We start from the raw sequence: 22,447 nt of genomic DNA, 5'->3' as shown, positions 1-22,447 counted from the left end.
CGGAACGGTATCCCCCCGGACACCGTTGGATTACATCCCCAAGTCCGTCCGCATAGACGACGGAGATCGGGCAGGCGCCACCACTATCTGCGAAGGGCCCGAGCCGACGAGGCTCTTTTGGAGGGTGAGTGTCCATGTCCGAGTTCCCCAACCTGTCCCGCCGGGGCTTTCTGACCAGGACGGCGGCCGTGGGCGGCATGCTCACCGTCCCCGGGCTGCTGGCCGCCTGCAGCAAGACGGACAGCGGCGACGGCAAGGGCTCGAAGCTGGAACAACTGAAGAAGCAGGGCTATGTGAAGGTGGCCTACGCCAACGAGGCCCCGTACGGCTTCGAGGAGGGCGGGCAGCTCAAGGGCGAGGCACCGACGCTGCACAGAGAGATCTTCAAGGCCCTGGGAGTGGACGAGCTGAAGCCGACCTTCTCCGAGTGGGACGGTCTGATCCCCGGTCTCCAGGCCGGCAAGTACGACGTGATCAGTGCGGGCATGGCCATCATCCCGGAGCGCTGCCAGAAGGCCCTGTTCTCCGAGCCCGAGTTCGTCTCGCCCACCGCGATGATGGTGAAGAAGGGCAACCCGAAGAACCTGACCGACCTCGCCGCCGCCAAGTCGGCCGGGGCGACCATCGGCGTGATGTCGGGCGCGGTGGAGAAGGGCTACGTCACCGCCGCCGGGATCTCCGAGAGCGGCATACGGACGCTGCAGAAGCCGCAGGACGGCGCGGACGCGGTCGCGCAGGGCAGGATCGACGCCTTCGTGCTGACGGGCATCTCGCTGCGCTGGCTGGCCAGGACCAACCCGAAGGTGGAGGTCACCGACTCGTTCGTGCCGGTGGTCGGCGGCGTGAAGCAGTACAGCCCGGGCGGCGCCGTCTTCCGCAAGGGCAGCGAGGAGCTCCGGGACGCCTTCAACGAGCAGCTGAAGAAGATCACCTCGGATCCGGGCCGGTACGTGCAGCTCGTCGAAGAGTACGGGTTCGGCAAGGACACGATCCCGCCGGCGGACCTGAAGACCGCCGACCTGTGCAAGGGCTGACGGGGACGCCTGTCCATGGGTGACTTCTACACGTACTTCTTCGACCACATCTCCGACGTGTGGTCGGGGCTGCTCGTGACGGTCGAGGCCACGGTCCTCGGCTCGGCCGTCGCGCTCACCCTGTCCTTCGTGTTCGGCTTCGCGGCCAACAGCAGGCTCCTGCTCGCCCGCGGCGTCTCCCGGGTGGTCGTGGAGTTCCTCCGCGGCACCTCGCTGTACGTCCAGCTGTTCTGGCTGTACTACGCGTTCCCGCTGCTGTCCGGGTACGAACTGTCGCCGCTGTTCTGCGGTGTGGTGGCGTTCGGCATGAACTACGGCGCCTACGGCTCCGAGGTGGTGCGCGGCGCGCTGAACGCCGTGCCCAAGGCACAGTGGGAGGCCGCCGTCGCGCTGAACATGACGCCGCTGCAACGCATGCACCGGGTGATCCTGCCGCAGGCGTGGGTGCAGATGATCCCCTCGTTCACGAACCTGCTGATCCAGCTGCTGAAGTGCACCCCGCTGCTGTGGCTGATCTCCGCGGCCGACCTGACGACGGTGGTCCAGCAGATGCGTGACCGCACCGGCGCGACCACGTGGGCCTATCTGACCCTGCTGATGATCTACTTCGTCCTCGCCTACGCGCTGACGCTGCTGATGAACGCCCTGGAGCGGCACGCCAAGTCCCGGCTCGGCCTGCACACGGACCGCCGCGCCCTGCTGCGCCGCCGCGGCGCCGATTCGGCGGGCGAGCCCGAGATGGCGGGAGGCGCGTCGTGAGCTACGCATGGGACTGGGGCGCGGTCCGCGACTCGCTGCCGCTGCTGTGGCACGGCTTTCTGACCACGCTGCTGGCCACGGTCCTCGGCACCGCGGTGGCCGCCGTCCTCGGCCTGCTCGTGGCCGTGGCCGGACGGGTGCCGAGCCGGCTGGTCACCGTGCCGGTGCGGACGGTCACCGAGTTCGTCCGGTCCACCCCGCTGCTGGTGCAGCTGGTCGGCGCCTACGCGGTCTTCAACACGGTGGACCCGCTGACCATCGGCGTCGCGGTGCTCGGCATCCACTACGCCTCCTACCTGTCGGAGGTGTACCGGGCGGGCATCGACGCCGTGCCGAAGGGCCAGTGGGAGGCCTGCCGGGCGCTGTCCATGTCGCCGCGCCGCACCTGGCAGGCGGTGATCCTGCCGCAGGCGGTGCGCAAAGTGCTGCCGGCGCTGGGCAACTACGGCATCTCGATGTTCAAGGAGACCCCGTTCCTGGCCGTCATCACGGTCCAGGAGATGGTCGCCAAGGCCCGTGAGTACGGCGCGGACCACTTCACCTACGCCGAGACGTTCACCCTGGCGGGCCTGTTCTTCCTGGCGGCAAGCTACCCGACCTCGCTTCTGATGAGAAAGCTGGAGAAGCGCCTTGGCCACTGACCCTTTGCAGAAGACGCCGCCGCAGGCGCCCGAGAACGCGGCGCCGGACGCGCCGCCCGCGGATCTGGTCCGCTTCGACCAGGTGGTCAAGCGCTTCGGCGATCACGTCGTGCTCGACCGGCTGGACTTCGCCGTCCAGCGCGGTGAGCACGTGACGCTGATCGGGCCGAGCGGCTCGGGGAAGACGACCATCCTGCGGCTGCTGATGACGCTCGAGCGCGTCAGCGACGGCGTGATCCACGTGGCCGGCGAGCCGCTGTCCCACATGCCCGGCCCGGACGGGACCCTGCACCCGGCGAACGAGAAGCACCTGCGCCGGATCCGCAGGAAGATCGGGATGGTCTTCCAGCAGTTCAACCTGTTCCCGAACATGAAGGTGCTCCAGAACATCACGGAGGCGCCCGTCAACGTGCTCGGGCTCGGCCGCGAGGAGGCGGAGGAGCGGGCCCGTGAACTCCTCGACCTCGTCGGGCTGGCGGACAAGATCGACGCCCATCCGTCGCAGCTGTCCGGTGGCCAGCAGCAGCGGGTGGCGATCGCCCGGGCGCTCGCCATGCGGCCGGAGATCCTGCTCCTCGACGAGGTGACCTCGGCCCTGGACCCGGAGCTGGTGGCGGGCGTGCTCGACCTGCTCAGGGAGATCGCGCACACCACCGACATCACGCTGCTCTGCGTGACCCACGAGATGAACTTCGCCCGGGACATCTCCGACCAGGTGCTGATGTTCGACTCGGGCCGGGTGATCGAGTCCGGGCCGCCGGAGAAGCTCTTCGGCGACCCCGACCACGAGCGCACCCGGGAGTTCCTGAGCGCCGTGCTGTAGGGGCCGCTCCGGGGCGCCGGCGGCCTTCCGGGCCGTCCCGGCGCCCCGGCCCCCGGGATGGTCGAAGCACCCCCGAGGACCAGGTAGTATTTTCTTCGTCGCCGACCGCGAGAAGCGGATGGCGGGAGTCATGCGCCGCTAGCTCAGTTGGTTAGAGCAGCTGACTCTTAATCAGCGGGTCCGGGGTTCGAGTCCCTGGCGGCGCACAGATGAAGGGCCCCTCGTGATCACGGGGGGCCCTTCTCGCGTCTACGGCAGGAAGGCGTCCTCCGCCGGGAAGAACGAGAAGAACACGTGGACGACGACCATGAAGATCACGCAGCCCGTGATGAAGACGCCCAGGAAAGCCACCAGGCAGCCCGATTCCGCCGCGAGCTTCCCGCGTGCCGGGGCGTGGGCCGTCGCCCGCTCCGGCCGCTCCGCCGCGTAGTACACGGTGACGATGTCGCCCTCGACGACCGTCGCGAGTCCGTTGCTCTCCTCGAAGCGGACGCTGTGGCCGTCACGCGTGGTGAACTCGTACACGTGGTGCAGCGTCGTGCTCACCGTGGTCTCCCCGCCGCCGCTGGTTGTGGTGTACGTCCGCAGACACCGCGCCCGGGCCGTGAGCCCGCTGCCCCAGGCACCGCGCACCTCCCGGGCGCGGCGGAGGACTCTGGTCAGCACGAAGACCGCGGTGCCGATCATGAGCAGCGGCACGACGTAGAACAGCACTTCCATGAGATCCCCCGGACTCCGGCGCCGCCGTGATCGGCCGGCGTGGGGGGAATCTACCCACGCCGGCCGGTCCGGTGGCTCAGGGAATGCTCAGATCGGGGAACGCCCGGATCGACGCTCAGAACGTGACGTCGGAGCAGGCGTAGAACGCGTTGCCCGTGTCGGCGATCGTCCAGACCGCGAGGATGACGTGGTGGCCGCTCAGCCCGGTCGGCAGGGAGCCGCTGTGGCTGAGGGTGGCCGGCGGGCGCTGTCCGCCGTAGGGCACCGTCAGGAACGGGGTCGTGTTGAGGTCGGCGCGGGTCAGGGCGTGGTTCTGGTTCCAGCCCTGCTTGGTCACGTAGTACTTGAAGTCCGTCGTGGCGTGCATGGCCGTGAACTGCCAGCGGAAGGTGTAGCTCTGGCCGCCGTTGACCTTGGTGGTCGGCCAGGCGCCGCCCGAGGGGGTCTTGGGGCTGTCGAGCTGGCTGAACCGGGTGTTGTTCCCAGAGCAGAGCCGCCCGTCGGCCGCCCCGGAGGCCGGGAAGCCCTTCGGGCCCTCGACGCTCTGCGGCTCCCACTGGATGTCGCCGCAGTTGGCGACGGTTCCGTTGTTGCAGAGCTTCTGCCGGCTGATGGGCAGGTCGGTGTAGCCGTGGCTGCTGGCGCCGCCGGTGGAGAGCACGAAGGCTCCGGCGGTCGTGAGGCCGAGCACGGCTGCGGAGATCTTGGCCTTGGTGCGCATACTGCCGCTCCTGGAGATGTGGGGGAGGTTCAGTGAGCTGTGCAGGTCTAGACCAAGTTCAGGCTATTGCCGTTACTTGAACATGTCCATACCAAAGACGCGCCCTCCCCCGCCCCCGTCACGCCGTCCCCGTCAGAGCCCCGGTTCCCGGCCTCCCGCGCAGAACGCCACCGTCAAGTCCCGTACCAGCAGCTTGCGTTCATAGTCGTTGAGGTCGACAAGACCTCTGGTGGTCAGCCGGGTCACCGTGTCCTCCACCGAGTCCACCACCGAGGTGAGCATGCTCGCCCGGTGCCGCGCGTCCAGTGCGGCGACGCTGCGCCGATGCATGGCGGCGGCGACCTCCGGCGCGTACTCGACCCGGACCAGCTGGACCGAGAACACCTCCAGACCGACCGGTGTCACCTCCCGCTTCACCAGCCGGGTCAGCGTCTCCGCGGTGGCCGCCGCCCCCCGCGCGCCACCCGGCGGGTCCACCGGCACCCGGGCCAGCGCCGCCTCGACGCACTCGCGCAGGTACGTCTCGTGGTCGTCGATCCCGAGCATGGCCCGCGCGGTGTCCCGCACCCGCCACACCACCAGCGCCACCACCCGTAGTGCGACCCCGCCCGCTTCGGCGGCCGGCATCGGCTCGCTGCGCCAGTGCCGCAGCTGGACGTCGATACGGCGGCGCGGCATCAGCGGGTTCAGCCACAGCAGCCCGGTGCGCCGGACGGTCCCCCGGTAGCGGCCGAACAGGCCGAGCACCCAGGCCCGCCCGGTCCGGCCCCGGGCCAGCCCGCCGAAACCGAACAGGGCGAGCGCCCCCGCCCCGCCGTACGCGGCCCACTGCGGTCCGCCGAGTCCGGCGTCCGCGGACGCCGGCAGCCCCAGCAGCCGCACCGCGATGCCCGGCAGCACCCCCGCCCACCACGAGGTGAGCACACAGCCCGCCACCCCGCAGGCCCCGGCCAGCACCCCGGCCGCGCCGGGCAGCACCGGCGCCGGGCGCTCCACCAGTTCGGAGTCCATCTCCGGCACCGGGCGGGCCGGCGCGGGCACCCGGTGCCCGTGCCCCAGCCGCGGCTGCTCACCGGTGCCCTTCCTGCTGCCCACCACCGCGGGCATGACCGGCAGCGGGATCGTGTCCGCGTCGTCGCGGAACAGCAGATGGACGGGGATCTCCGTGGTCCCCTCGTTGTGGATGAGCCGGGGGACGCAGCGGCCCGCCCAGCCGTCCGAGGCCGTGATCACCTCGTGCTCGTCGTATTCGGGTGTGGGGGATGTGGTCGTACTCATACCTGCCTCCAGCCTCCGCGCCAGATGGTTCAGACGTTCGTACGGTGGATCGGCGGCCCCTCCGGGACCGCGGTCATGCGAAGAGCCGGCGCCAGGTCTCGGGCCCCGGCCGGCCGTCCGCCGCGCCGCCCCGCCACCCCTGGGCGCGTTGGAAGGCCTCGACGGCCCGCCGGTCCGCGTCCGACCAGCGCGGCCCCGGGCCGTTGGTGTAGAACCGGCCGTACCCCTTCCTCACCAGCTGCCGGCCCAGCTCGGTGACGTACCGGTTGTCGGCACCGGGCCGGAACATCGCCCGCCCCGGATAGCCGGGCACCCCGTGCGAGGCGGGGGCCGCGGCCTTGATGTCCTTGCCCTTCCCGGTCACCAGCAGCTGCCATGTCCGCGGGCCCGGCAGTCCGTCCGCGGCCGCCCCGGTCCAGCCCTGGGCCCGCTGGAAGGCCTGGGTGGCCCGCCGGTCCGCCTCCGACCAGCGCGAGCCGGGCCCCTTGGCGTAGTAGGAGGCGCCGCCGCGGGCGGCGAGCATCCGGCCGAGCCGGGTGACATGCGGGTTGTTGGCGCCGGGTCCGAAGTACGCCGCTCCCGGGTACGGCGCGGGCGACGCCGCCGCAGGACCGGCCGCACCCCGGGTGACGCCCTTGTAGCGGTAGGGGACGTAGCGCTTGGAGTTGGTCCAGTACGCGTACGGAGTGGTCCTGCTGCGAGCGTGCGGCGGCGCCTGCTCGTAGGCGATGTACGAGGTGTGCCGCTGGTCGATCCAGCCGCCGAAGAGCACCACGTGTGAGCCCTTCTGAGGGTTGTCGGGGTTGTGGAAGAGCAGGATGTCGCCGGGTTGGAGCTGCTCCTTGGTGATCCGCGCCGCGTACCGGCCGAGACTGCCGGTCCACTCGTTGCGCGGCAGGTCCCAGGCCATCGAGACGAAGCCGGAGCAGTCCTGGCGGTATCCGTCGCGCCAGAAGAGGTTCATGCTGTACGGCACCCGGGCGTCCAGCCACTTCTTGGCCCGGGCGACGATCTGCGACCGGGTGGTGGCGCCGATCACGACCTGCTCCCCCGCCTTGACCGGTCCGCCCGGCCCGAACAACGCGCCCGCGACGCCCTGCGGGGTCTCCGTCTCGTCGGCCGAGGACCGGGTGTCCGGCGGCCCGGGTGTCCGGCCGGCGGTGTGGATGACTGCCGCCGCCGGTGGCGCATGGCCCACGCCGAGGACGGCGGCGGCGGTGACGGCCGCCACGACCAGCGCGCGATGCGCGGCGGCCGCACGGACCGGGGTGCGGGCGGCCGGGGAGCGGGAGAGGCCGCGCCCGCGCACGGGGCAGTCGCAGTCGCTCGCGGGGTCGATGTCCTCGAACACCGGAGACATCATGCGATCTTCCTCACACTTCATAGGTACATATCCTGATCTGTGCACGTTGATCATTGCCACAACTGTCCACCGGACGCGAACATTGACGGTCCGAACGATGTACAGGACGGCTCCACCGGCCCCGCCCAGCGGGCGCGGCTGGTCGGGGGACCTCCGGAGGTCATGTAAAGTGAACGGTGTCAGCAGGCGCCGCTAGCTCAGTTGGTTAGAGCAGCTGACTCTTAATCAGCGGGTCCGGGGTTCGAGTCCCTGGCGGCGCACCACGACAAAGGCGAGCCCGGTCCACAGGACCGGGCTCGCCTCACTTTTAACCGGTTCCTTGCGTTCCGGCTGAACGCCTCTCCCGTCTCAGCCGTACAGAAGATCGAGCGGCGCAGGGTGCCGAACACCTCGGCGCACCCCCTCTCCGCAATGCACGCGTATGGCCGGTAAACTCCGAGTTTCGCGTCTTGCGATCATGCTGAGCACCGTAGAACCCTGGATGTTTCAAGCTGCCGCCCTTTGGCGGCACTTGGGGGGTGCTGGGGATGTTGGGGGGTGTTGGGGGGTTGTAGGAGCCGGTTGCTCCAGCCGCGTGGTGAGCCGTGACTCCCGCGCGTCGACGGCCGCCACGGGGGGCAGCCATGCAACCGGCGGGCCGCGGTGCCGTGTCTCCGGGGTGGGACCGACCTGGTGACCCGCGGCCGGCACGCAAACGTCCGTGACGGGCCGAGGGGGGCCTCGAACGGACGAAGGAACCGACGAACACGCGCTCGCATGCGTGTGGGGGGATGAGTCATGACGTCGACGCCGTCGGGCGCCCGGCACGAATCCGATCCTTCTGAGACGACCCGGCTACGAGTGCCGGGACACCGCACCGGCACCACGGGGACATTCCGCAGAATCAAGAAGTCCCTGCCGAAATACGACTACGAGCACTACAGCCGGCTGGCCGGCCCCCTCACCGAGCCCGACCCGGACGAGCCGTACACGGTGCAGTACCGCTCGCTGATCTCGCAGGAGCCGCACCGCATCCGGGTCGCGCTGATGCTCGCCGCCGCGCCGCTGCTGTCGCTGGTCCTGCTGGCGTGGCTGCTCCAGCCCAAGCACTGGACCGAACGCGACTACCCGGCCTACGACTTCCTGCCGGCCCTCGACGCGGTGATGCTGGTCTCGATCGGCCTGATCGAGTTCTTCCGCTGCATGAACGTGCTGTCCAACGCACACGCCACCCTGGTCGCCCGGGACCCGGTCCCGGTGGTGCCCGAGCCCGGCACACGGGTCGCGTTCCTGACCTCCTTCGTGCCCGGCAAGGAACCGCTGGAGATGGTGACCAAGACCCTGGAGGCCGCCGTACGGCTGCGTCACCGGGGCCTGTTGCACGTCTGGCTGCTCGACGAGGGCGACGACCCCGACGTGAAGGAAGTCTGCGCGCGCCTGGGCGTGCACCACTTCAGCCGCAAGGGCGTCGCGCGCTGGAACCAGGCCAAGGGTCCGCACCGCGCCAAGACCAAGCACGGCAACTACAACGCCTGGCTCCAGGCGCACGGCGACGACTACGACTTCTTCGCCTCCGTCGACACCGACCACGTCCCGCTGCCCAACTACCTGGAGCGGATGCTGGGGTACTTCCGCGACCCCGACGTCGGCTTCGTGATCGGCCCTCAGGTCTACGGCAACTACGACACGTTCGTCACCAAGGCGGCCGAGTCGCAGCAGTTCCTCTTCCACGCGCTGATCCAGCGGGCCGGCAACCGCTACGGCGCGCCGATGTTCGTCGGCACCTCGAACGCCGTGCGAATCAAGGCGCTCAAGCAGATCGGCGGCCTGTACGACTCGATCACCGAGGACATGGCCACCGGCTTCGAGATGCACCGCGCCAAGAACCCGGCGACCGGCCGCAAGTGGAAGTCGGTCTACACCCCCGACGTGCTCGCGGTCGGCGAGGGCCCGAACGCCTGGACGGACTTCTTCACCCAGCAGCTGCGCTGGTCGCGAGGCACCTACGAGACGATCCTCAAGCAGTACTGGAAGGGCTTCGGCACCCTGCCGCCGGCCAAGCTCTTCAACTACACGATGATGATCATCTTCTATCCGATGTCCGCCCTCAACTGGATCCTGGCGGCCCTGAGCTGCGCGTTGTTCCTGGGCCTCGGCGCCTCGGGCGTGAACATCGACCCGACCGTGTGGCTGATGCTGTACGGCAACGCCTCGGCGCTCCAGATCGGCCTGTACGTCTGGAACCGCCGGCACAACGTCTCGCCGCACGAGCCGGAGGGCTCCGGCGGGGTGGCCGGCATGGTGATGTCGGCGCTGTCGGCGCCGGTCTACGCGCGCTCGCTGATGGACGCCGTGCTGCGGCGCAAGAGCAAGTTCGTGGTGACCCCGAAGGGCGAGTCGGCGAGCCCCGACACGCTGTTCGGGACGTTCCGCATCCACTGGTTCTTCATCCTGGTCTTCGGCGGCTCGCTCGTCGCGGGCTTCGCCCTCGGGCACTCCCACCCGGCGATGATCACCTGGGCCACGTTCGCCATGCTCGTCACCGCCGCACCGATCTTCGCCTGGCGGTGGACGCTGCGGCAGGAGCGGCGCCGGCAGGCGTCCGGGGCCGCCGCGCCGGAGCCGTGGGACGCGGTCCCGGCGCACCCGCACCGGGCGCACACACCGGCGCGGGGCATGCCGGTCCCGGTGGCGGAGGTACCGCCGGGACACGCGCCGGGCAGCGCGGGACAGCAGGGGCCGAGTGGGGCCGGAACGGACGGAACGACGGGCGAGCACACCATGCAGATCGCCCTCGGTGGACTGGGGGGACGTAAGGAATGAAGGACCAGGCCGGCCTCCGGCGCGCCCGACGGCTCGGGATCGGCGCGGTGGTGGTAGTCGCTCTGGCCGGAATGAACGGGCCGTGGCTCTACCGCTTCGGCACGGAGCGCTACCACCAGTACAAGATCAACAAACCCGAGTACAAGGCCGAGAACGGCCACTGGGAGATCGTCGAGTTCCCCAAGGAGTACCGGCAGAACACCATCCACGCCGTGCTGCTGCACACGGGCAAGGTGCTGATGGTGGCCGGCTCGGGCAACAACAAGAAGAACTTCGACGCCCGGCAGTTCGACACCCGTATCTGGGACCCGGTCAAGGGCACCGTCAAGAAGGTGCCCACGCCCGAGGACCTGTTCTGCACGGGCCACACCCAGCTCGCCGACGGCAAGATCCTGATCGCCGGCGGCACCAAGCGGTACGAGAAGCTCCAGGGCGACGTCACCAAGGCGGGCGGCCTGATGATCGTCCACAACGAGAACCCGGACAAGCCGATCACGCTGCCCGCGGGCACGAGGTTCACCGGCGGGGAGAACGGCAAGACGTTCGTCTCCAAGGACCCGGTGCTGGTGCCGCGCGCCAAGAAGAAGTTCGACCAGGCCGGCAGGTTCCTGGGCAACAGCCCGGGTCTGGGCCGCATCTACGTCGAGGCGCAGAAGAGCGGCGCCCGGTACGAGACGGGCACCCAGGACAACTACCGGATCCAGGGCCTGTCCGGCGACGACACCCGCAACACCTACGGCATCGCGGAGAAGCTCGCCCTGGACAAGAAGGACTTCCAGGGGATCCGGGACGCCTACGAGTTCGACCCGGTCGCCGAGAAGTACATCAAGGTCGACCCGATGAACGAGGCCCGCTGGTACCCGACGCTCGCCACCCTGAGCGACGGGAAGATCCTCAGCGTCTCCGGCCTCGACGACATCGGCCAGCTGGTCCCGGGCAAGAACGAGGTCTTCGACCCCAAGACCAAGAAGTGGACGTACACGCCGAAGGTCCGTCAGTTCCCGACCTATCCGGCGCTGTTCCTGCTGCAGAACGGCAAGCTGTTCTACTCCGGCTCCAACGCGGGCTACGGGCCGGCCGACGTGGGCCGCGACCCGGGTGTCTGGGACGTGGACAGCAACAAGTTCACCGAGCTGCCCGGCCTGAGCGACGCGCAGATGATGGAGACCTCCGGCACGGTGCTGCTGCCGCCCGCGCAGGACGAGCGGTTCATGGTGATCGGCGGCGGCGGGGTCGGCGAGTCCCAACTGGCCAGCAGGAAGACCCGCATCATCGACCTGAAGGCGAAGAACCCGCGCTTCACGGACGGTCCGACGCTGGAGAAGGGCACCCGCTACCCGCAGTCCTCGGTCCTGCCCGACGACTCCATCCTGGTCTCGGGCGGCTCCGAGGACTACCGCGGCCGCGGCGACTCCAACATCCTCCAGGCCCGGCTCTACGACCCGGGGACCAACTCCTTCAAGCGGGTCGCCGACCCGCTGGTGGGCCGCAACTACCACGCCGGCTCGATCCTGCTGCCGGACGGCCGGGTGATGTTCTTCGGTTCCGACTCGCTCTACGGCGACAAGGCCAACACCAAGCCCGGCACGTTCGAGCAGCGCGTCGAGATCTACACGCCGCCGTATCTGTACCGGGACGCGCGGCCCTCCCTGTCGGGCGGCCCGCGGACCATCGCCCGGGGCGCTTCCGGCACGTTCGCCTCGCAGCACGCCGGCACGATCAAGAAGGTCCGGCTGATCCGCCCGAGTGCCTCCACGCATGTCACGGACGTCGACCAGCGCTCGATCGCGCTGGACTTCACCACGTCCGGCGACAAGATCACGGTGACGGTGCCGAAGGGCCGGAACCTGGTGCAGTCGGGGTGGTACATGCTGTTCGTCGACGACGACCAGGGAACGCCGAGCGAGGCGCAGTGGGTGAAGGTCCCGTAGCGGGCCGGGACCCGGGAGCAGCCGAGGTCCCGTAGCCGCATGCACTCAGGGGCGCCCTCCCTCCAGGGGGGCGCCCCAAGTCGTGTTCCGGGTACTCTACTTGCTGGCCCTCGCCAGCTTCAGCGCGTAGTCGGCCCACCAGTCCCCCGCCTTCGGGCCGCCCTTGCAGGTGCCGTCGGACTCGCCGGGCCGCTTGACCCACAGGTAGGCGTCGGCCAGCGGGTCGGCCGTCCTCGTCGTGGGTGCCTCGCCCAGTGCCCGGCCGGGCGGGTTGCACCAGCGCTCGCCCGGATCCCCGCCGTCGTAGGGGCCGTTGCCGTTGCGGCTGGTGTCGACGACGAAGTGCTTGCCGCCCAGCTTGGCGGACAACTGCTTGCCGTAGGCGAGGGATTCCCGGGTGGAGTAGAAGTTGGAGACGTTGACCGCGAAGCCGTCGGCCCGGTCCACGCCCGCGCGGCGCAGCGGCTCGAAGATCTGGTCGGGGCGGCCCCAGCCCGCGTTGCCCGCGTCCACGTACACCTTGGTGCTCTTCAGGGACGTGAGCCGTTCGACCGCGCCCTCGAGCAGGTCGTAGCGCTCCTCGCGGAATTCCTCCGGGGTGCAGCCGTCCACCAGGTGCAGCAGGGCGTCCGGTTCCAGGATCACCGTGGCCGGGCGGTCGCCGATGCCCCGGGCCACGCCGTCCACCCAGGAGCGGTAGGCGTCCCCGTCGGCGGCGCCGCCCTGCGAGTACTGGCCGCAGTCGCGGTGCGGGATGTTGTAGAGGACGAGCAGCGCGGTGCGGCCCGCCTTGTCGGCGGCCTCGGTGAAGCCGCGGGCCTCCTGCTCGGGGTTCTCCGGGCCGATCCACTCGGCGGTCGGCTGCCCGGCGATCTTCCGGATCTGCTCGGCGTCGGCCTTCTTCCCGTCCTTGAGGTAGGCGGCGACCTGACGGGCCGCCCTGCTGTCCGGGTTGACCCAGAACGGGTCGGCTTCCTTGGGCTGTTGGGTGATCCCGGCGCCGTCGTCCTTGTCGCCGCCCCCGGAGGTGCACCCGGCGGCCAGCAGTGCCGCCCCCAGCACCGCCGCGGACGCCCGGACCCCCGCCGCACGGGCACGCGAGAGGGCCCCCCTCATGCCGTACATGCCTTCCCCCTTGGTGCGCTCGGCCGGGTTCCATGCTGTCACAGGTCACAGGTCGCCCGAGGCCTCAAAGTCCCATGGGGAGCGGTCAGTCGGGGAGGGGTTCGTCGACTGGGCCGGGTGACAGTGGCGGTGGCGGCGGGGTGGCGGTGGTGGCCGTGGCCTCACGGGCCGGGGCCTCATTGGTCGGTGGCCTCATTGGCCGGTGCCCGTGAGGTACGCCGACACGACCACGCTCGCGGCGCAGCCGCGGCTCGCTCCGTCGACGGTGCCGCCGCAGCCGATCAGCCGCAGTTCGGCGCGGCCCGGCTTCGGTTCCCCGGACGCCTGCCGGACGTCGAGCCGGTCGCCGGTCAGGACCTTGACGTCGTCGACGGTGAAGTCGGCGACGCTGCCGTCGTCCCGGACCACCCGGACCGCCTCGCCGGGCCGCAGCGAACCGATCCGGTCGAACGCCCCGGGCCGGTTCCCGGCACCGAGGTCGCCCACCAGCAGCGCGGTCCCGGACGCCCCCGGCTTCACCCCGGCGCCGTACCAGCCGACCGTGCCGGACTGGTCCGCCGGCGGCGGTTCGACCGCGCCCCGCGCGTCCAGGCCGCGGGCCACCACCGGCGCCCGCACTCCCAGGCCGGGGATGTCCAGGCGCCGCGGCGGGGCGTCGGCCAGCGGGCCGGACGCCATGGGCAGCCGGTCCGCGGAGGGCCGGCCGGCCGCGGCCATGTCCCCGGTGGCCGACGGCGCCAGGGACTCCCGTACGTCGGTGAGATCGCGTCCCCAGAGCCACAGCCCGAGCAGCAGCACCACCCAGGCCAGGCCGGCCAGGAGGCGGCCGGTGCAGCGGGAGCGGGTGCCGTCGTGGTCGGACATGCCGATCCCGCCCTCAGTGCGATCCGCGGCCGTGGCGGCCGCGCCGGCCGTCCCCGGCACGGGTCGTACCGCGCGCCCGGGGAAGGAGGAGGACGGCCGCCCCGGCGGCACCCGCGAGCACCAACCCGGTCACCGCGTGCGCCGTGCCGGGCGCGGGCGGAGCGGCCGGTGCGGGGTCGGTGGTGGGCCCGGGGGTCCGGGTGGCCGGAACGAACGGCGTGGGTCGAGTGGGTGGCGTGCGTGTTGGGCTCGGGGAAGCCGAGACGGTGGGCGGCTTCGACGGCGGTACGACGGCGAGGGCGCCCGGAGCCGCCGGGGCACCGGGCAGAACCGGACCGCCCGGACCACCCGGACCATCCACCCCGTCGGCCGCCGGGACGAGGGCGGCGGCCGCGAGGAGTCCCGTGCAGAGTGTCAGGCGCAATGGACCCATCGTGAAACCTCCGCTATCAGGAGACTCCCGACGGGCCACGGCCGCATCCGCTGCGAAACCGCGCTGCGCCGAATGGGTGAGAAGGGGTGAGGGCGGGACGGGGTTCTCAGATCCGCTCGACGAGGTCCGCGATCGAGTCGACGACGTGGGACGGCCGGAACGGGTAGCGGTCGATGTCCTTCGCCTGCGTGACACCGGTGAGGACCAGGAACGTCCGCATCCCGGCCTCCAGGCCCGCGAGCACGTCGGTGTCCATACGGTCGCCGATCATGGCGGAGGTCTCCGAGTGGGCCCCGATCGCGTTCAGCCCGGCGCGCATCATCAGCGGGTTGGGCTTGCCGATGAAGTACGGCTTCCGGCCGGTCGCCGCGGTGATCAGGGCGGCGACCGAGCCGGTCGCGGGCAGGGCACCCTCGGCGGAGGGGCCCACGTTGTCCGGGTTGGTGGCGATGAACCGGGCGCCGTCGTTGATCAGCCGCACGGCCTTCGTCATGGCCTCGAACGAGTACGTCCGGGTCTCCCCCAGGATCACGAAGTCGGGGTCGTGGTCGGTCAGGATGTAGCCGATGTCGTGCAGCGCGGTGGTCAGGCCGGCCTCGCCGATGACGTAGGCGCTGCCGCCGGGCCGCTGGTCGTCGAGGAACTGGGCGGTGGCCAGGGCGGACGTCCAGATGTTCTCCATCGGCACGTCCAGGCCCATGCGCTGCAAGCGGGCGTGCAGGTCGCGCTGGGTGTAGATGGAGTTGTTGGTCAGCACCAGGAACGGCCGGCCGGACTCACGCAGCTTCTTCAGGAAGGCGTCGGCACCGGGGATCGGAACACCCTCGTGGATCAGGACACCGTCCATGTCGGTGAGCCACGACTCGATGGGCTTGCGGTCTGCCATGTGCTTCGGCCTCCTGCCGTACGCGCGTTTGCGTGAGTCCAGCCTAGCCAGTGGCCGGATCTTGCCGGAGGTCGGATCTTGCCGGTGGTCGGTTCAGCTTCCGGTGGCCTGCTTCCACGCCTCGACGTACGTCGTGAGGTTCTTGTCGATGTCGTTCCAGTCCGGAGTGAACACCTCCACGCCCTGCATCAGCTTGGCCAGGTCGGTCGCGTTGGCGTCGGTGGCCTTGACGTCCTGCCGGGCGCTGAAGCCGCCGCCGATCTCGCTGACCTGCTGCTGCGCCTGCTTGCCGAGCATGAAGTCCAGAAGCTTCCTGCCGTTGGCGTCGTGCGGGGCGTGGCTGACCAGTCCGGCGGCGTACGGCAGGGCGAAGGTGGTCGGCTTCCCGCCCTGCCGGGCCGGGAACCAGATGCCCAGGTTGGGCATGGTCTTTGACTGGGCGAAGTTCATCTGGACGTCGCCGTTGGCGACGACCAGTTCGCCCTTGTCGACCTTGGGCGCGAGCTTGCCGGTGGAGGCGGACGGTCCGACGTTGTTGGCCTGGAGCTTCTTCAGGTACGCGAGCGCCGCGTCCTTGCCGCCGAAGTCGTGCATGGCCTTGACGAGCACGGCGGTGCCGTCGCCGGCGACACCCGGCGTGGAGTACTGGAGCTTGTTCTTGTACTTGCCGTCGAGGAGCTGCTCCCAGGTGGTGGGGGCCTGCTTCAGCTCCTTCTTGTTGTAGATGAAGCCGAAGTAGTTGTTGACCACGGAGGTCCAGGTGCCGTCGGTGGCCTTGTCCTCGGTGCCGACCTGGTCGGCGCCCTGCGGCGTGTACTTCTCGAGCAGGCCCTTGCTGTCCGCCTGCTGGATGAACGGCGGCAGGGTGACCAGCACGTCGGCCTGCGGGTTGCCCTTCTCGCGGACGGCCCGCTGGACCATCTCGCCGGAGCCGCCCTCGACGTACTTGACCTTGATGCCGGTCTCCTTCTCGAAGTCCTGGAAGACGCGGTCGTACCAGCCGTCTCCGTTCTCGCCCTTGAGTCCGTCGGCGCTGTAGACGGTGACGACCTTGGCGTCGGCGGCGGAGGAGTTGCCGCCGCAGGCGGTGAGCGGGGCGGCGAGAAGACAGACGGCGGTGGCGATCTTGAGCGTGTTCTTGCGCATGGCGAGGTGAACTCCTTGCTGGGTGGGACGAGCCCGGGAGGGTGGGAGGGAGGGTTCGGGGAGTGGGAGGGGAGGTGCGGGGGGTGGGCGGGAGCGGTCGGGAGGACGGCCGGGGAGCGGCCGGGCCCCCGGCCTAGCGGTGGGCGGCCCTGGTGCGGATCCGGGAGACGGCGAGCAGGACCAGCAGGGTCGCCGCCATGAGGACGACGGCGAGGGCGGAGCCGGCGAACAGGGAGCCGCGGTCGGTGGCCGCGTAGATCAGGACGGGCAGCGGGGTCCAGTCCGGCGGGTAGAGCATCATCGTGGCGCTCAGCTCCCCCATGGACAGGGCGAAGCAGAGGCCGGCCGCGGCGGTGAGGGAGGGCAGCAGCAGCGGCAGCCGCACCCGCCACAGCACCCGGGCGGGCCCGGCGCCGAGGGAGGCGGCGGCCTGCTCGTAGGCCGGGTCGAGGCGGCGCAGGGCGGCGGAGACCGACTGGTATGCGAAGGCCGTGACCAGCACGGTGTGCGCGATGACGACGATCCACCGGGTGCCGTTGAGCAGCACCGGCGGCTGGGAGAACGCGACCAGGACCGCCAGGCCCACCACTACGGAGGGGACGGCGACCGGCAGGACGAACAGGGCGTCCATCACACGCCGGTGGCTCTTCTTCAGCGCCGCGCCGGCCAGCGCCGCCCAGGTGCCGACGGTCAGGGCGAGCAGGCTCGCGCCGAGTGCGGTGAGCAGGCTGGTGGTGAGCGCCTGGAGGGCATCGCCGTGAGTGGCTGCCTTGTAGTTGGCGGTGGTCAGGCCGGACGGCAGGACGCTGGACCAGTGGGTGGCGAAGGACGCGCCGAGGACGACGAGCAGCGGCAGCGCGAAGAGGGGGAGGAAGAGGACGAGGAAGACCGCCCACAGTGCCCACTTCGCCTTGCGGCTATGCACCAGCACGACGGCTCACCACCCGGTACAGGCCGTACAGGCCCACGGAGAGAAGGACGTTGACCACGGCGACCACACACGCGCCCGGGTAGTCGGACTCCAGGATCGCCTTGCTGTAGACGAGGGCCGGCAGGGTCGTGACGCCCTTGGCTCCGGTGAACAGCACGATGCCGAACTCGTTGAGGCACAGCACCAGCACGAGGCTGCCGCCGGCCGCCAGCGCGGGCAGCGCCTCCGGCAGGATGATCTGCCGGACCATGCGGGGCGCGCGGGCCCCGAGCGAACTGGCCGCCTCCAACTGCGCAGTGTCCAGCTGCGTGAACGCGGCGAGCAGCGGCCGCATCACGAACGGCGTGAAGTAGGTGATCTCCGCCAGCAGCACACCCCACGGCGTCGTGAGGAACTGGAACGGCCCGTCGGCGGCCCCGGTGACGTCCGTCCACAGGCCGTTGGCCATGCCGACGTTGCCGTAGATGAACAGCAGGGCGAGCGTGATGAGGAAGGACGGGAAGGACAGGAAGACGTCGATGAACCGGGACACCGCCTTGGCGCCGGGGAACGGCACGAACGCGATGACCAGGGCCAGCAGGAAGCCGAGGACCAGGCATCCGGCGGTCGAGCCGAGAGCGAGCCAGACGGTGGTCCACAGCGCCTCACGGAACGCGGCAGACGCGAAGACGTCGAGGTACGGCTGGACGGAGGTCCCACCGGTGTCGGGTTGGAGGGACTGCCGGCCGACCAGGAAGAGGGGGTAGAGGAAGAACACCGCGAGGAGGACGACCGGGGGCAGGGCCCACAGCAGCCTCGGCGCCGTCCGCGGGCCGCGCCCGCACGCCCGGACGGTGGCCGCCTCCGGGCCGGGGCCCGCTGCCCTCTCCCCGGGACGGGTGGGCGCCGCCCGCACGATGGGTTCAGCGCTCATCGCCGCTCACCCCCGCGGCCAGCAACACCGCGTCCTCGGGCGCGAAGTGCAGGCTGACCTCGTCGCCGTGCCCCGGCGGGTTCCTCAGCTCGGGCAGGTCCGCCATCACCGGGTGGCCGGCCACGTCGACGTACAGCCGATGCGTGGAACCGCGCCACTGGATCTCACTGACGGTGCCGGCGAGCCGGTTGGGTCCGTCTCCGATGCCGACCAGGTGCGGTCGGACGCACAGAGTGGCCCGCGCGCCGGCCGCCGCGCCCGCCGTGTCGACCTTCAGTTCGGTGCTCCCGAGGGCAGCGCCCCCAGTGGTCACGGTGACCGGCAGCAGGTTGGCGTTGCCGACGAAGGAGGCGGTGAACTCGTTGGCCGGGGCCCGGTACAGCTCCTGGGGCGTCCCGCACGCCTGCAGGCGCGCCTTGTCCATCACCGCGATCCGGTCCGCGAGGGTCAGCGCCTCGACCTGGTCGTGGGTGACGTACAGGATGGACACATCGGGCAGTTCCCGGTGCAGCCGGGCAAGCTCGGCGAGCATCCCGGAGCGCAGCCGGGCGTCGAGCGCGGACAGCGGTTCGTCGAGCAGCAGGACATCGGGCCGGATGGCCAGGGCGCGGGCGATGGCGACGCGCTGCTGCTGGCCGCCGGACAGCTCCCGCGGGTAGCGGCGCGCGTAGGCGGCCATGCCGGTCATCTCCAGGGCCTCGGCGACCCGCTCGCGGATCTCGGCCTTGGCGACCTTGCGCGCCTTGAGCCCGAAGGCCACGTTGTCCTCGACCCGCATGTGCGGGAAGAGGGCGTACTGCTGGACGACCATTCCGATGCCCCGGCGGTGGGGCGGCAGGTCCGTCACGTCCCGCTCCCCCAGGAGCACCCGCCCCGACGCGGGCCGCACGAACCCGGCGACCGCCCGCAGCGCGGTGGTCTTGCCGGATCCGGACGGTCCGAGCAGCGCCATGACCTCGCCAGGCTCGACGGTGAGGTCGAGGGCGTCCAGGACGACCGTGCCGTCGTAGGCGACGGTGACGGAGTCGAAGCGGATGCCCATCAGCCGGCTTCCCTGAGCACGGCGGGCAGGTCGGCCACGGAGCCGAGGACATGGGTGGCGCCGGCGTCGTGGAGGTCCTGCGCGCCGTGCGCCCCGGTCAGCACTCCGGCGACGACGCCCGCCCCGGCACGTACGCCGCTGAGCACGTCGTAGGAGGTGTCGCCGGCGACGGCCACCTGGTGCACGCCGTCGGCCGCCTTGGTGCGGATGAACGCCTCCAGCACCATGTCGGGGTAGGGCCGCCCGCGCCCGCCGGCGTCGGCCGGGCAGAGGGTGAGCGGCACGAGGTCGCGCCAGCCGAGGGCGTCGAGGATCGCGTCCTGGGTGACGCGTGCGAAGCCGGTGGTCAGCACGACCGTGCGGCCGTCGGCCCGCAGTTCCTCGATGGCCTCGCGGGCGCCGGGGACCGGGGCGACGAGGCCGCCGTCGACGAGGCCGCCGTACGCCTTCTCGAAGGCGGCGTTGGCCCGCTGCGCCAGGTCCTCGGCGCCGAACAGGTGCCGGAAGACGGAGATCTTGGACTCGCCCATGGTGGCGCGGACGTAGGCGAGCTTGGCGTCGTGGTCGGCGGAGCCGGGCTCGACGCCCAGTTCGGCGGCGGCCGTGGCGAAGGCGCGCTCGACCAGGCCGCCGTCGGCGACGGTCGTGCCGGCCATGTCCAGCACGACGAGGCGGATTTCGGTGGTCGTCATCTCGTTCATCGGTTCCTCACCAGCCCAGTTCGTTCGCGGTTTGCTCGGCGATCGCGGGTGAGCAGGTCATGCCGCGCCCGCCGGGCCCGGTGACCAGCCACACCCCGTCGCGGACCTGCTGCCGGTGCACGACCCGGCCGGGGTCGGTGCACTGCGCGTACACGCCGGCCCAGCGGCGCCGGACCTTCGGCAGCGGGCGGCCGAGGAGGGATTCGACGACACGGGTGAGGTGGTCGTACGGGTCCTCGACGGTGTCGAAGGCGAAGGGGTGCTCGTACTCGTGGGTGTCGCCGATCGTGAGTCCGCCGTCGGCGCGCTGCACCATGAGCAGCTGCATCCGGTGGGCGGCGGCGATCGCGGCCTGCGGCCGGCTCGCGTTGAGCTCGTCCAGGGCCTCGGACGCGTAGGCCGGGTAGTACCGGAAGCTGTCGGCGTCCGCGACCGAGGTCGGCAGCGGCTCACCCAGCGGGTCGGTCTGCATCATCTGCAGCCGGACGCGGCGGACCGGCAGGCCGGGGCCGGCGAGTTCCCGTACGAGTCCGCCGAGCCAGGCTCCCGTGCACAGCACCACCACGTCACCGGTGTGGACGTCGCCGTGGTCGTCGCGTACGGCGCCCTCGCCGACGACCTCCCGGACCTCGCGCCCGGGCAGGAAGGTGTAGTTCGGGTGCTTGAGCAGTTCGGCGCGCAGGGCCAGCTGGGCGGTGCGCGGCTCGACGGCCGCGTCGCGCTCGCAGTACAGGGCCGCGTCGAACTCGCCGCGCAGGGCGGGGTTGAGGGCGCGGGCCTCGGCCGGGGTCAGCAGCTTGCGACCGCGGACGGCGGCGTCCGGGCGGGCCACGGCGGCCTCGGCGACGGCACGTTCGAGGTCGCCGCGCACGGGGGTCAGGGAGCCGTTGGCGCGGAAGCCCAGCGCGGGCACGCGTCCGCCGATCTCCTCCCACAGCTCGCGGGCGCGCAGGGCGGTGTCGAGTTCCTCGCCGACCGCGCGGCCGCTGACCCATATCTGCCCGAAGTTGCGCAGCGAGGCGCCGCGGGCCTCGGCCTCTCGCTCGATCTGTACGACCTCGTGGCCGCGTTCCACTGCTTGCCAGGCGTGCATGGTGCCCACCACGCCGGCTCCTACGACTGTCACTCTCACGACGACCACGTTCCTCCCGGACAGGGAACCGGAAGGGTCCTGCCGACAACGGGAGGTTGAACGAGCCGTCAAGTTTGGGCTAGACCCGTTATCTCCTCGTGATAAAAAAGGCGCCTGTTCGGCGCCTTTTTCGTTATTCGCGGGGGGTGTCGTCAGCCGCGCAGATGGGTGGTGAAGGAGAACCGGTCCCCTCGGTACAGGCTCCGCACCCGCTCCAGCGGGCGCCCGTCCGTATCCCGCGAGACACGGTGGATCAGCAGCATGGGCACCGCGGGCGGGGTGCCGATGAGCAGGGCCTCACGCGGGGTGGCGAGCACCGTCTCGATGCGCTCGTCGGCGTCACCGAAGGCGATGCCCAGCCCTTGGAGGTAGGCGTAGAAGGAGGAGTCGGGGTCGAAGCCGGTGTCCAGGTGCGGCACCCGGGCCACCGCCACGTACGTGCTCTCCAGGCCGACCCGCTCGTCGTCCGCGAGGAGCACGCGCTCCAGGTGCCAGACGGGTTCGCCGCGGGTGAGTCCCGTCTCGGCGGCGAGGGGGTCCGGGCAGGGGAAGCGGTCCAGGGTGACGAGGGAGCGTCCGGGGGTGCGGCCCTGCCGCCTTACGCCTTCGGTGTAGCTGACCAGGGACAGCGGCTGCTCCAGCTTGGGGCCCGCGACGACCGTGCCGCGGCCCCGGCGCCGCAGCTTGCCCTCCAGGATCAGCTCGCGCACCGCCTGCCGCACGGTCTCGCGGGCGACCCCGTACTCCTCGGACAGATCACGCTCGGTCGGGATCGGCCGGTCCTCCCCCAGTTCGCCGATGAGGTCGTCGATCTTCGCCTTCACCGCGTAGTACTTGGGGATCCGGCCGTGCTCCGGGATGCCGGAGCGCACCGGGGCGCCGGGAGCCTGGTCGTTGGGGTAGTCCACGCGAAGATCGTCGCAGATCCACCCGCCGGTCTCGGCGGCGCCTCCGGGTCCCCGCCAGTACGCCACCGAGGTTGAGCGGCGCGGCGGCGACCGTGCCCACTCCGCGCGGGGCGACCGGGCCCGTGCGGGCCCTGCGCGAGAAGGGCTCCGGCACCCGGCAGGTGCTGGACGCGGCGCTCGGCGGCCTGGCGCGCCCGCTGATCGAGCTGTCCTCCACGACGGCGGACAAGGCCTCCGCGGTGAGCGGCGCGGGACCCGCGGTGCTCAGAGTTCGTCGGCACAGGGGGAGGCGAC

At 71.0% G+C, this 22,447-nt stretch carries 20 protein-coding genes and 2 tRNA genes; 8 read left to right on the top strand and 14 right to left on the bottom strand.

The genetic code is table 11. The features are described 5' to 3' along the window. The first annotated feature begins 134 nt into the window (after window positions 1-134). The 5 genes from ehuB (at window position 135) to ABZ818_RS18230 (ending at window position 3,463) form a co-directional block, all read left to right on the top strand. On the top strand, window positions 135-1,034 hold the full coding sequence (gene ehuB / locus ABZ818_RS18250; RefSeq protein WP_361415423.1) for an ectoine/hydroxyectoine ABC transporter substrate-binding protein EhuB: 900 nt from the start codon (window positions 135-137) through the stop codon (window positions 1,032-1,034). 15 nt (window positions 1,035-1,049) lie between these two features. Next, window positions 1,050-1,793, top strand: coding sequence for an ectoine/hydroxyectoine ABC transporter permease subunit EhuC (ehuC, locus tag ABZ818_RS18245; RefSeq protein WP_361415421.1), 744 nt, complete (start codon window positions 1,050-1,052; stop codon window positions 1,791-1,793). Beyond that, on the top strand, window positions 1,790-2,434 hold the full coding sequence (gene ehuD / locus ABZ818_RS18240) for an ectoine/hydroxyectoine ABC transporter permease subunit EhuD (RefSeq protein ID WP_361415419.1): 645 nt from the start codon (window positions 1,790-1,792) through the stop codon (window positions 2,432-2,434). Before ehuC ends, ehuD begins: the two co-directional genes overlap by 4 nt. 4 nt (window positions 2,435-2,438) lie before the next feature. Further along, window positions 2,439-3,257, top strand: coding sequence for an ectoine/hydroxyectoine ABC transporter ATP-binding protein EhuA (ehuA, locus tag ABZ818_RS18235; RefSeq protein WP_361415563.1), 819 nt, complete (start codon window positions 2,439-2,441; stop codon window positions 3,255-3,257). A gap of 132 nt (window positions 3,258-3,389) precedes the next feature. Beyond that, window positions 3,390-3,463: transfer RNA gene (locus ABZ818_RS18230), tRNA-Lys, on the top strand. Window positions 3,464-3,506: 43 nt separating this feature from the next. Here ABZ818_RS18230 and ABZ818_RS18225 read toward each other — a convergent pair. The 4 genes from ABZ818_RS18225 to ABZ818_RS18210 form a co-directional block, all read right to left on the bottom strand. Then, window positions 3,507-3,977, bottom strand: a complete 471-nt coding sequence (locus ABZ818_RS18225; protein WP_361415417.1) for a DUF3592 domain-containing protein — start codon at window positions 3,975-3,977, stop codon at window positions 3,507-3,509. Window positions 3,978-4,092: 115 nt separating this feature from the next. After that, window positions 4,093-4,698 (bottom strand): lytic polysaccharide monooxygenase, encoded by a 606-nt coding sequence (locus tag ABZ818_RS18220; protein WP_361415415.1) that lies wholly within the window; start codon window positions 4,696-4,698, stop codon window positions 4,093-4,095. Between the two features lie 132 nt (window positions 4,699-4,830). Further along, entirely contained in the window at window positions 4,831-5,976 is a 1,146-nt protein-coding gene (locus ABZ818_RS18215) for an SPFH domain-containing protein (RefSeq protein ID WP_361415413.1), read from the bottom strand. A gap of 73 nt (window positions 5,977-6,049) precedes the next feature. Beyond that, window positions 6,050-7,339 (bottom strand): peptidoglycan-binding protein, encoded by a 1,290-nt coding sequence (locus tag ABZ818_RS18210; RefSeq protein WP_361415411.1) that lies wholly within the window; start codon window positions 7,337-7,339, stop codon window positions 6,050-6,052. A 186-nt stretch (window positions 7,340-7,525) separates the two neighbouring features. Here ABZ818_RS18210 and ABZ818_RS18205 point away from each other — a divergent pair. From ABZ818_RS18205 to ABZ818_RS18195, 3 genes are all read left to right on the top strand, one after another. Continuing rightward, a tRNA-Lys gene (locus tag ABZ818_RS18205) sits at window positions 7,526-7,602 on the top strand. Between the two features lie 514 nt (window positions 7,603-8,116). Then, the gene (locus ABZ818_RS18200; RefSeq protein ID WP_361415409.1) at window positions 8,117-10,141 is read left to right on the top strand and encodes a glycosyltransferase family 2 protein; all 2,025 of its coding nucleotides are present in this window, start codon (window positions 8,117-8,119) and stop codon (window positions 10,139-10,141) included. Continuing rightward, a complete protein-coding gene (locus ABZ818_RS18195) occupies window positions 10,138-12,072 on the top strand; it encodes a kelch motif-containing protein (RefSeq protein ID WP_361415407.1) in 1,935 nt (644 codons plus the stop codon). Before ABZ818_RS18200 ends, ABZ818_RS18195 begins: the two co-directional genes overlap by 4 nt. A gap of 96 nt (window positions 12,073-12,168) precedes the next feature. Here the strand turns inward: ABZ818_RS18195 and ABZ818_RS18190 are convergent, their stop codons facing one another. From ABZ818_RS18190 to ABZ818_RS18145, 10 genes are all read right to left on the bottom strand, one after another. Next, complete coding sequence (locus tag ABZ818_RS18190) at window positions 12,169-13,197, bottom strand: glycoside hydrolase family 6 protein (protein ID WP_361415405.1); 1,029 nt, start codon at window positions 13,195-13,197, stop codon at window positions 12,169-12,171. A 192-nt stretch (window positions 13,198-13,389) separates the two neighbouring features. After that, a complete protein-coding gene (locus ABZ818_RS18185; protein WP_361415403.1) occupies window positions 13,390-14,061 on the bottom strand; it encodes a sortase in 672 nt (223 codons plus the stop codon). A gap of 539 nt (window positions 14,062-14,600) precedes the next feature. Beyond that, entirely contained in the window at window positions 14,601-15,380 is a 780-nt protein-coding gene (locus ABZ818_RS18180; RefSeq protein WP_361415401.1) for an HAD-IIA family hydrolase, read from the bottom strand. Window positions 15,381-15,473: 93 nt separating this feature from the next. Continuing rightward, the gene (locus tag ABZ818_RS18175; protein WP_361415399.1) at window positions 15,474-16,526 is read right to left on the bottom strand and encodes a 2-aminoethylphosphonate ABC transporter substrate-binding protein; all 1,053 of its coding nucleotides are present in this window, start codon (window positions 16,524-16,526) and stop codon (window positions 15,474-15,476) included. Between the two features lie 133 nt (window positions 16,527-16,659). Next, a complete protein-coding gene (locus ABZ818_RS18170) occupies window positions 16,660-17,457 on the bottom strand; it encodes an ABC transporter permease subunit (RefSeq protein WP_361415397.1) in 798 nt (265 codons plus the stop codon). Then, complete coding sequence (locus tag ABZ818_RS18165; RefSeq protein WP_361415395.1) at window positions 17,444-18,370, bottom strand: 2-aminoethylphosphonate ABC transporter permease subunit; 927 nt, start codon at window positions 18,368-18,370, stop codon at window positions 17,444-17,446. The genes ABZ818_RS18170 and ABZ818_RS18165 overlap by 14 nt, the downstream gene beginning before the upstream one ends. Next, entirely contained in the window at window positions 18,360-19,412 is a 1,053-nt protein-coding gene (locus ABZ818_RS18160) for an ABC transporter ATP-binding protein (protein ID WP_361415393.1), read from the bottom strand. The genes ABZ818_RS18165 and ABZ818_RS18160 overlap by 11 nt, the downstream gene beginning before the upstream one ends. Further along, a complete protein-coding gene (locus ABZ818_RS18155; RefSeq protein ID WP_361415391.1) occupies window positions 19,412-20,113 on the bottom strand; it encodes a phosphonatase-like hydrolase in 702 nt (233 codons plus the stop codon). Before ABZ818_RS18155 ends, ABZ818_RS18160 begins: the two co-directional genes overlap by 1 nt. 7 nt (window positions 20,114-20,120) lie before the next feature. Beyond that, window positions 20,121-21,245, bottom strand: a complete 1,125-nt coding sequence (locus tag ABZ818_RS18150; protein ID WP_361415389.1) for a TIGR03364 family FAD-dependent oxidoreductase — start codon at window positions 21,243-21,245, stop codon at window positions 20,121-20,123. Between the two features lie 152 nt (window positions 21,246-21,397). Continuing rightward, entirely contained in the window at window positions 21,398-22,153 is a 756-nt protein-coding gene (locus ABZ818_RS18145; protein ID WP_361415387.1) for a GntR family transcriptional regulator, read from the bottom strand. Window positions 22,154-22,447 lie beyond the last annotated feature (294 nt).

The sequence above is a fragment of the Streptomyces sp. NPDC047453 genome, from assembly GCF_040643155.1.
Classification (GTDB): Bacteria; Actinomycetota; Actinomycetes; order Streptomycetales; family Streptomycetaceae; genus Streptomyces.
This window is presented reverse-complemented; position numbering and strand designations above follow the sequence as displayed.

Excerpts from the sequence above, each read along its gene's own strand:
- ehuB (WP_361415423.1), top strand. The coding sequence starts at position 135 with ATGTCCGAGTTCCCCAACCTGTCCCGCCGGGGCTTTCTGACCAGGACG.
- ehuC (WP_361415421.1), top strand. The coding sequence starts at position 1,050 with ATGGGTGACTTCTACACGTACTTCTTCGACCACATCTCCGACGTGTGG.
- ABZ818_RS18225 (WP_361415417.1), bottom strand. The coding sequence starts at position 3,977 with ATGGAAGTGCTGTTCTACGTCGTGCCGCTGCTCATGATCGGCACCGCG.
- ABZ818_RS18220 (WP_361415415.1), bottom strand. The coding sequence starts at position 4,698 with ATGCGCACCAAGGCCAAGATCTCCGCAGCCGTGCTCGGCCTCACGACC.
- ABZ818_RS18215 (WP_361415413.1), bottom strand. The coding sequence starts at position 5,976 with ATGAGTACGACCACATCCCCCACACCCGAATACGACGAGCACGAGGTG.
- ABZ818_RS18210 (WP_361415411.1), bottom strand. The coding sequence starts at position 7,339 with ATGATGTCTCCGGTGTTCGAGGACATCGACCCCGCGAGCGACTGCGAC.
- ABZ818_RS18200 (WP_361415409.1), top strand. The coding sequence starts at position 8,117 with ATGACGTCGACGCCGTCGGGCGCCCGGCACGAATCCGATCCTTCTGAG.
- ABZ818_RS18195 (WP_361415407.1), top strand. The coding sequence starts at position 10,138 with ATGAAGGACCAGGCCGGCCTCCGGCGCGCCCGACGGCTCGGGATCGGC.
- ABZ818_RS18190 (WP_361415405.1), bottom strand. The coding sequence starts at position 13,197 with ATGTACGGCATGAGGGGGGCCCTCTCGCGTGCCCGTGCGGCGGGGGTC.
- ABZ818_RS18185 (WP_361415403.1), bottom strand. The coding sequence starts at position 14,061 with ATGTCCGACCACGACGGCACCCGCTCCCGCTGCACCGGCCGCCTCCTG.
- ABZ818_RS18180 (WP_361415401.1), bottom strand. The coding sequence starts at position 15,380 with ATGGCAGACCGCAAGCCCATCGAGTCGTGGCTCACCGACATGGACGGT.
- ABZ818_RS18175 (WP_361415399.1), bottom strand. The coding sequence starts at position 16,526 with ATGCGCAAGAACACGCTCAAGATCGCCACCGCCGTCTGTCTTCTCGCC.
- ABZ818_RS18165 (WP_361415395.1), bottom strand. The coding sequence starts at position 18,370 with ATGAGCGCTGAACCCATCGTGCGGGCGGCGCCCACCCGTCCCGGGGAG.
- ABZ818_RS18160 (WP_361415393.1), bottom strand. The coding sequence starts at position 19,412 with ATGGGCATCCGCTTCGACTCCGTCACCGTCGCCTACGACGGCACGGTC.
- ABZ818_RS18155 (WP_361415391.1), bottom strand. The coding sequence starts at position 20,113 with ATGAACGAGATGACGACCACCGAAATCCGCCTCGTCGTGCTGGACATG.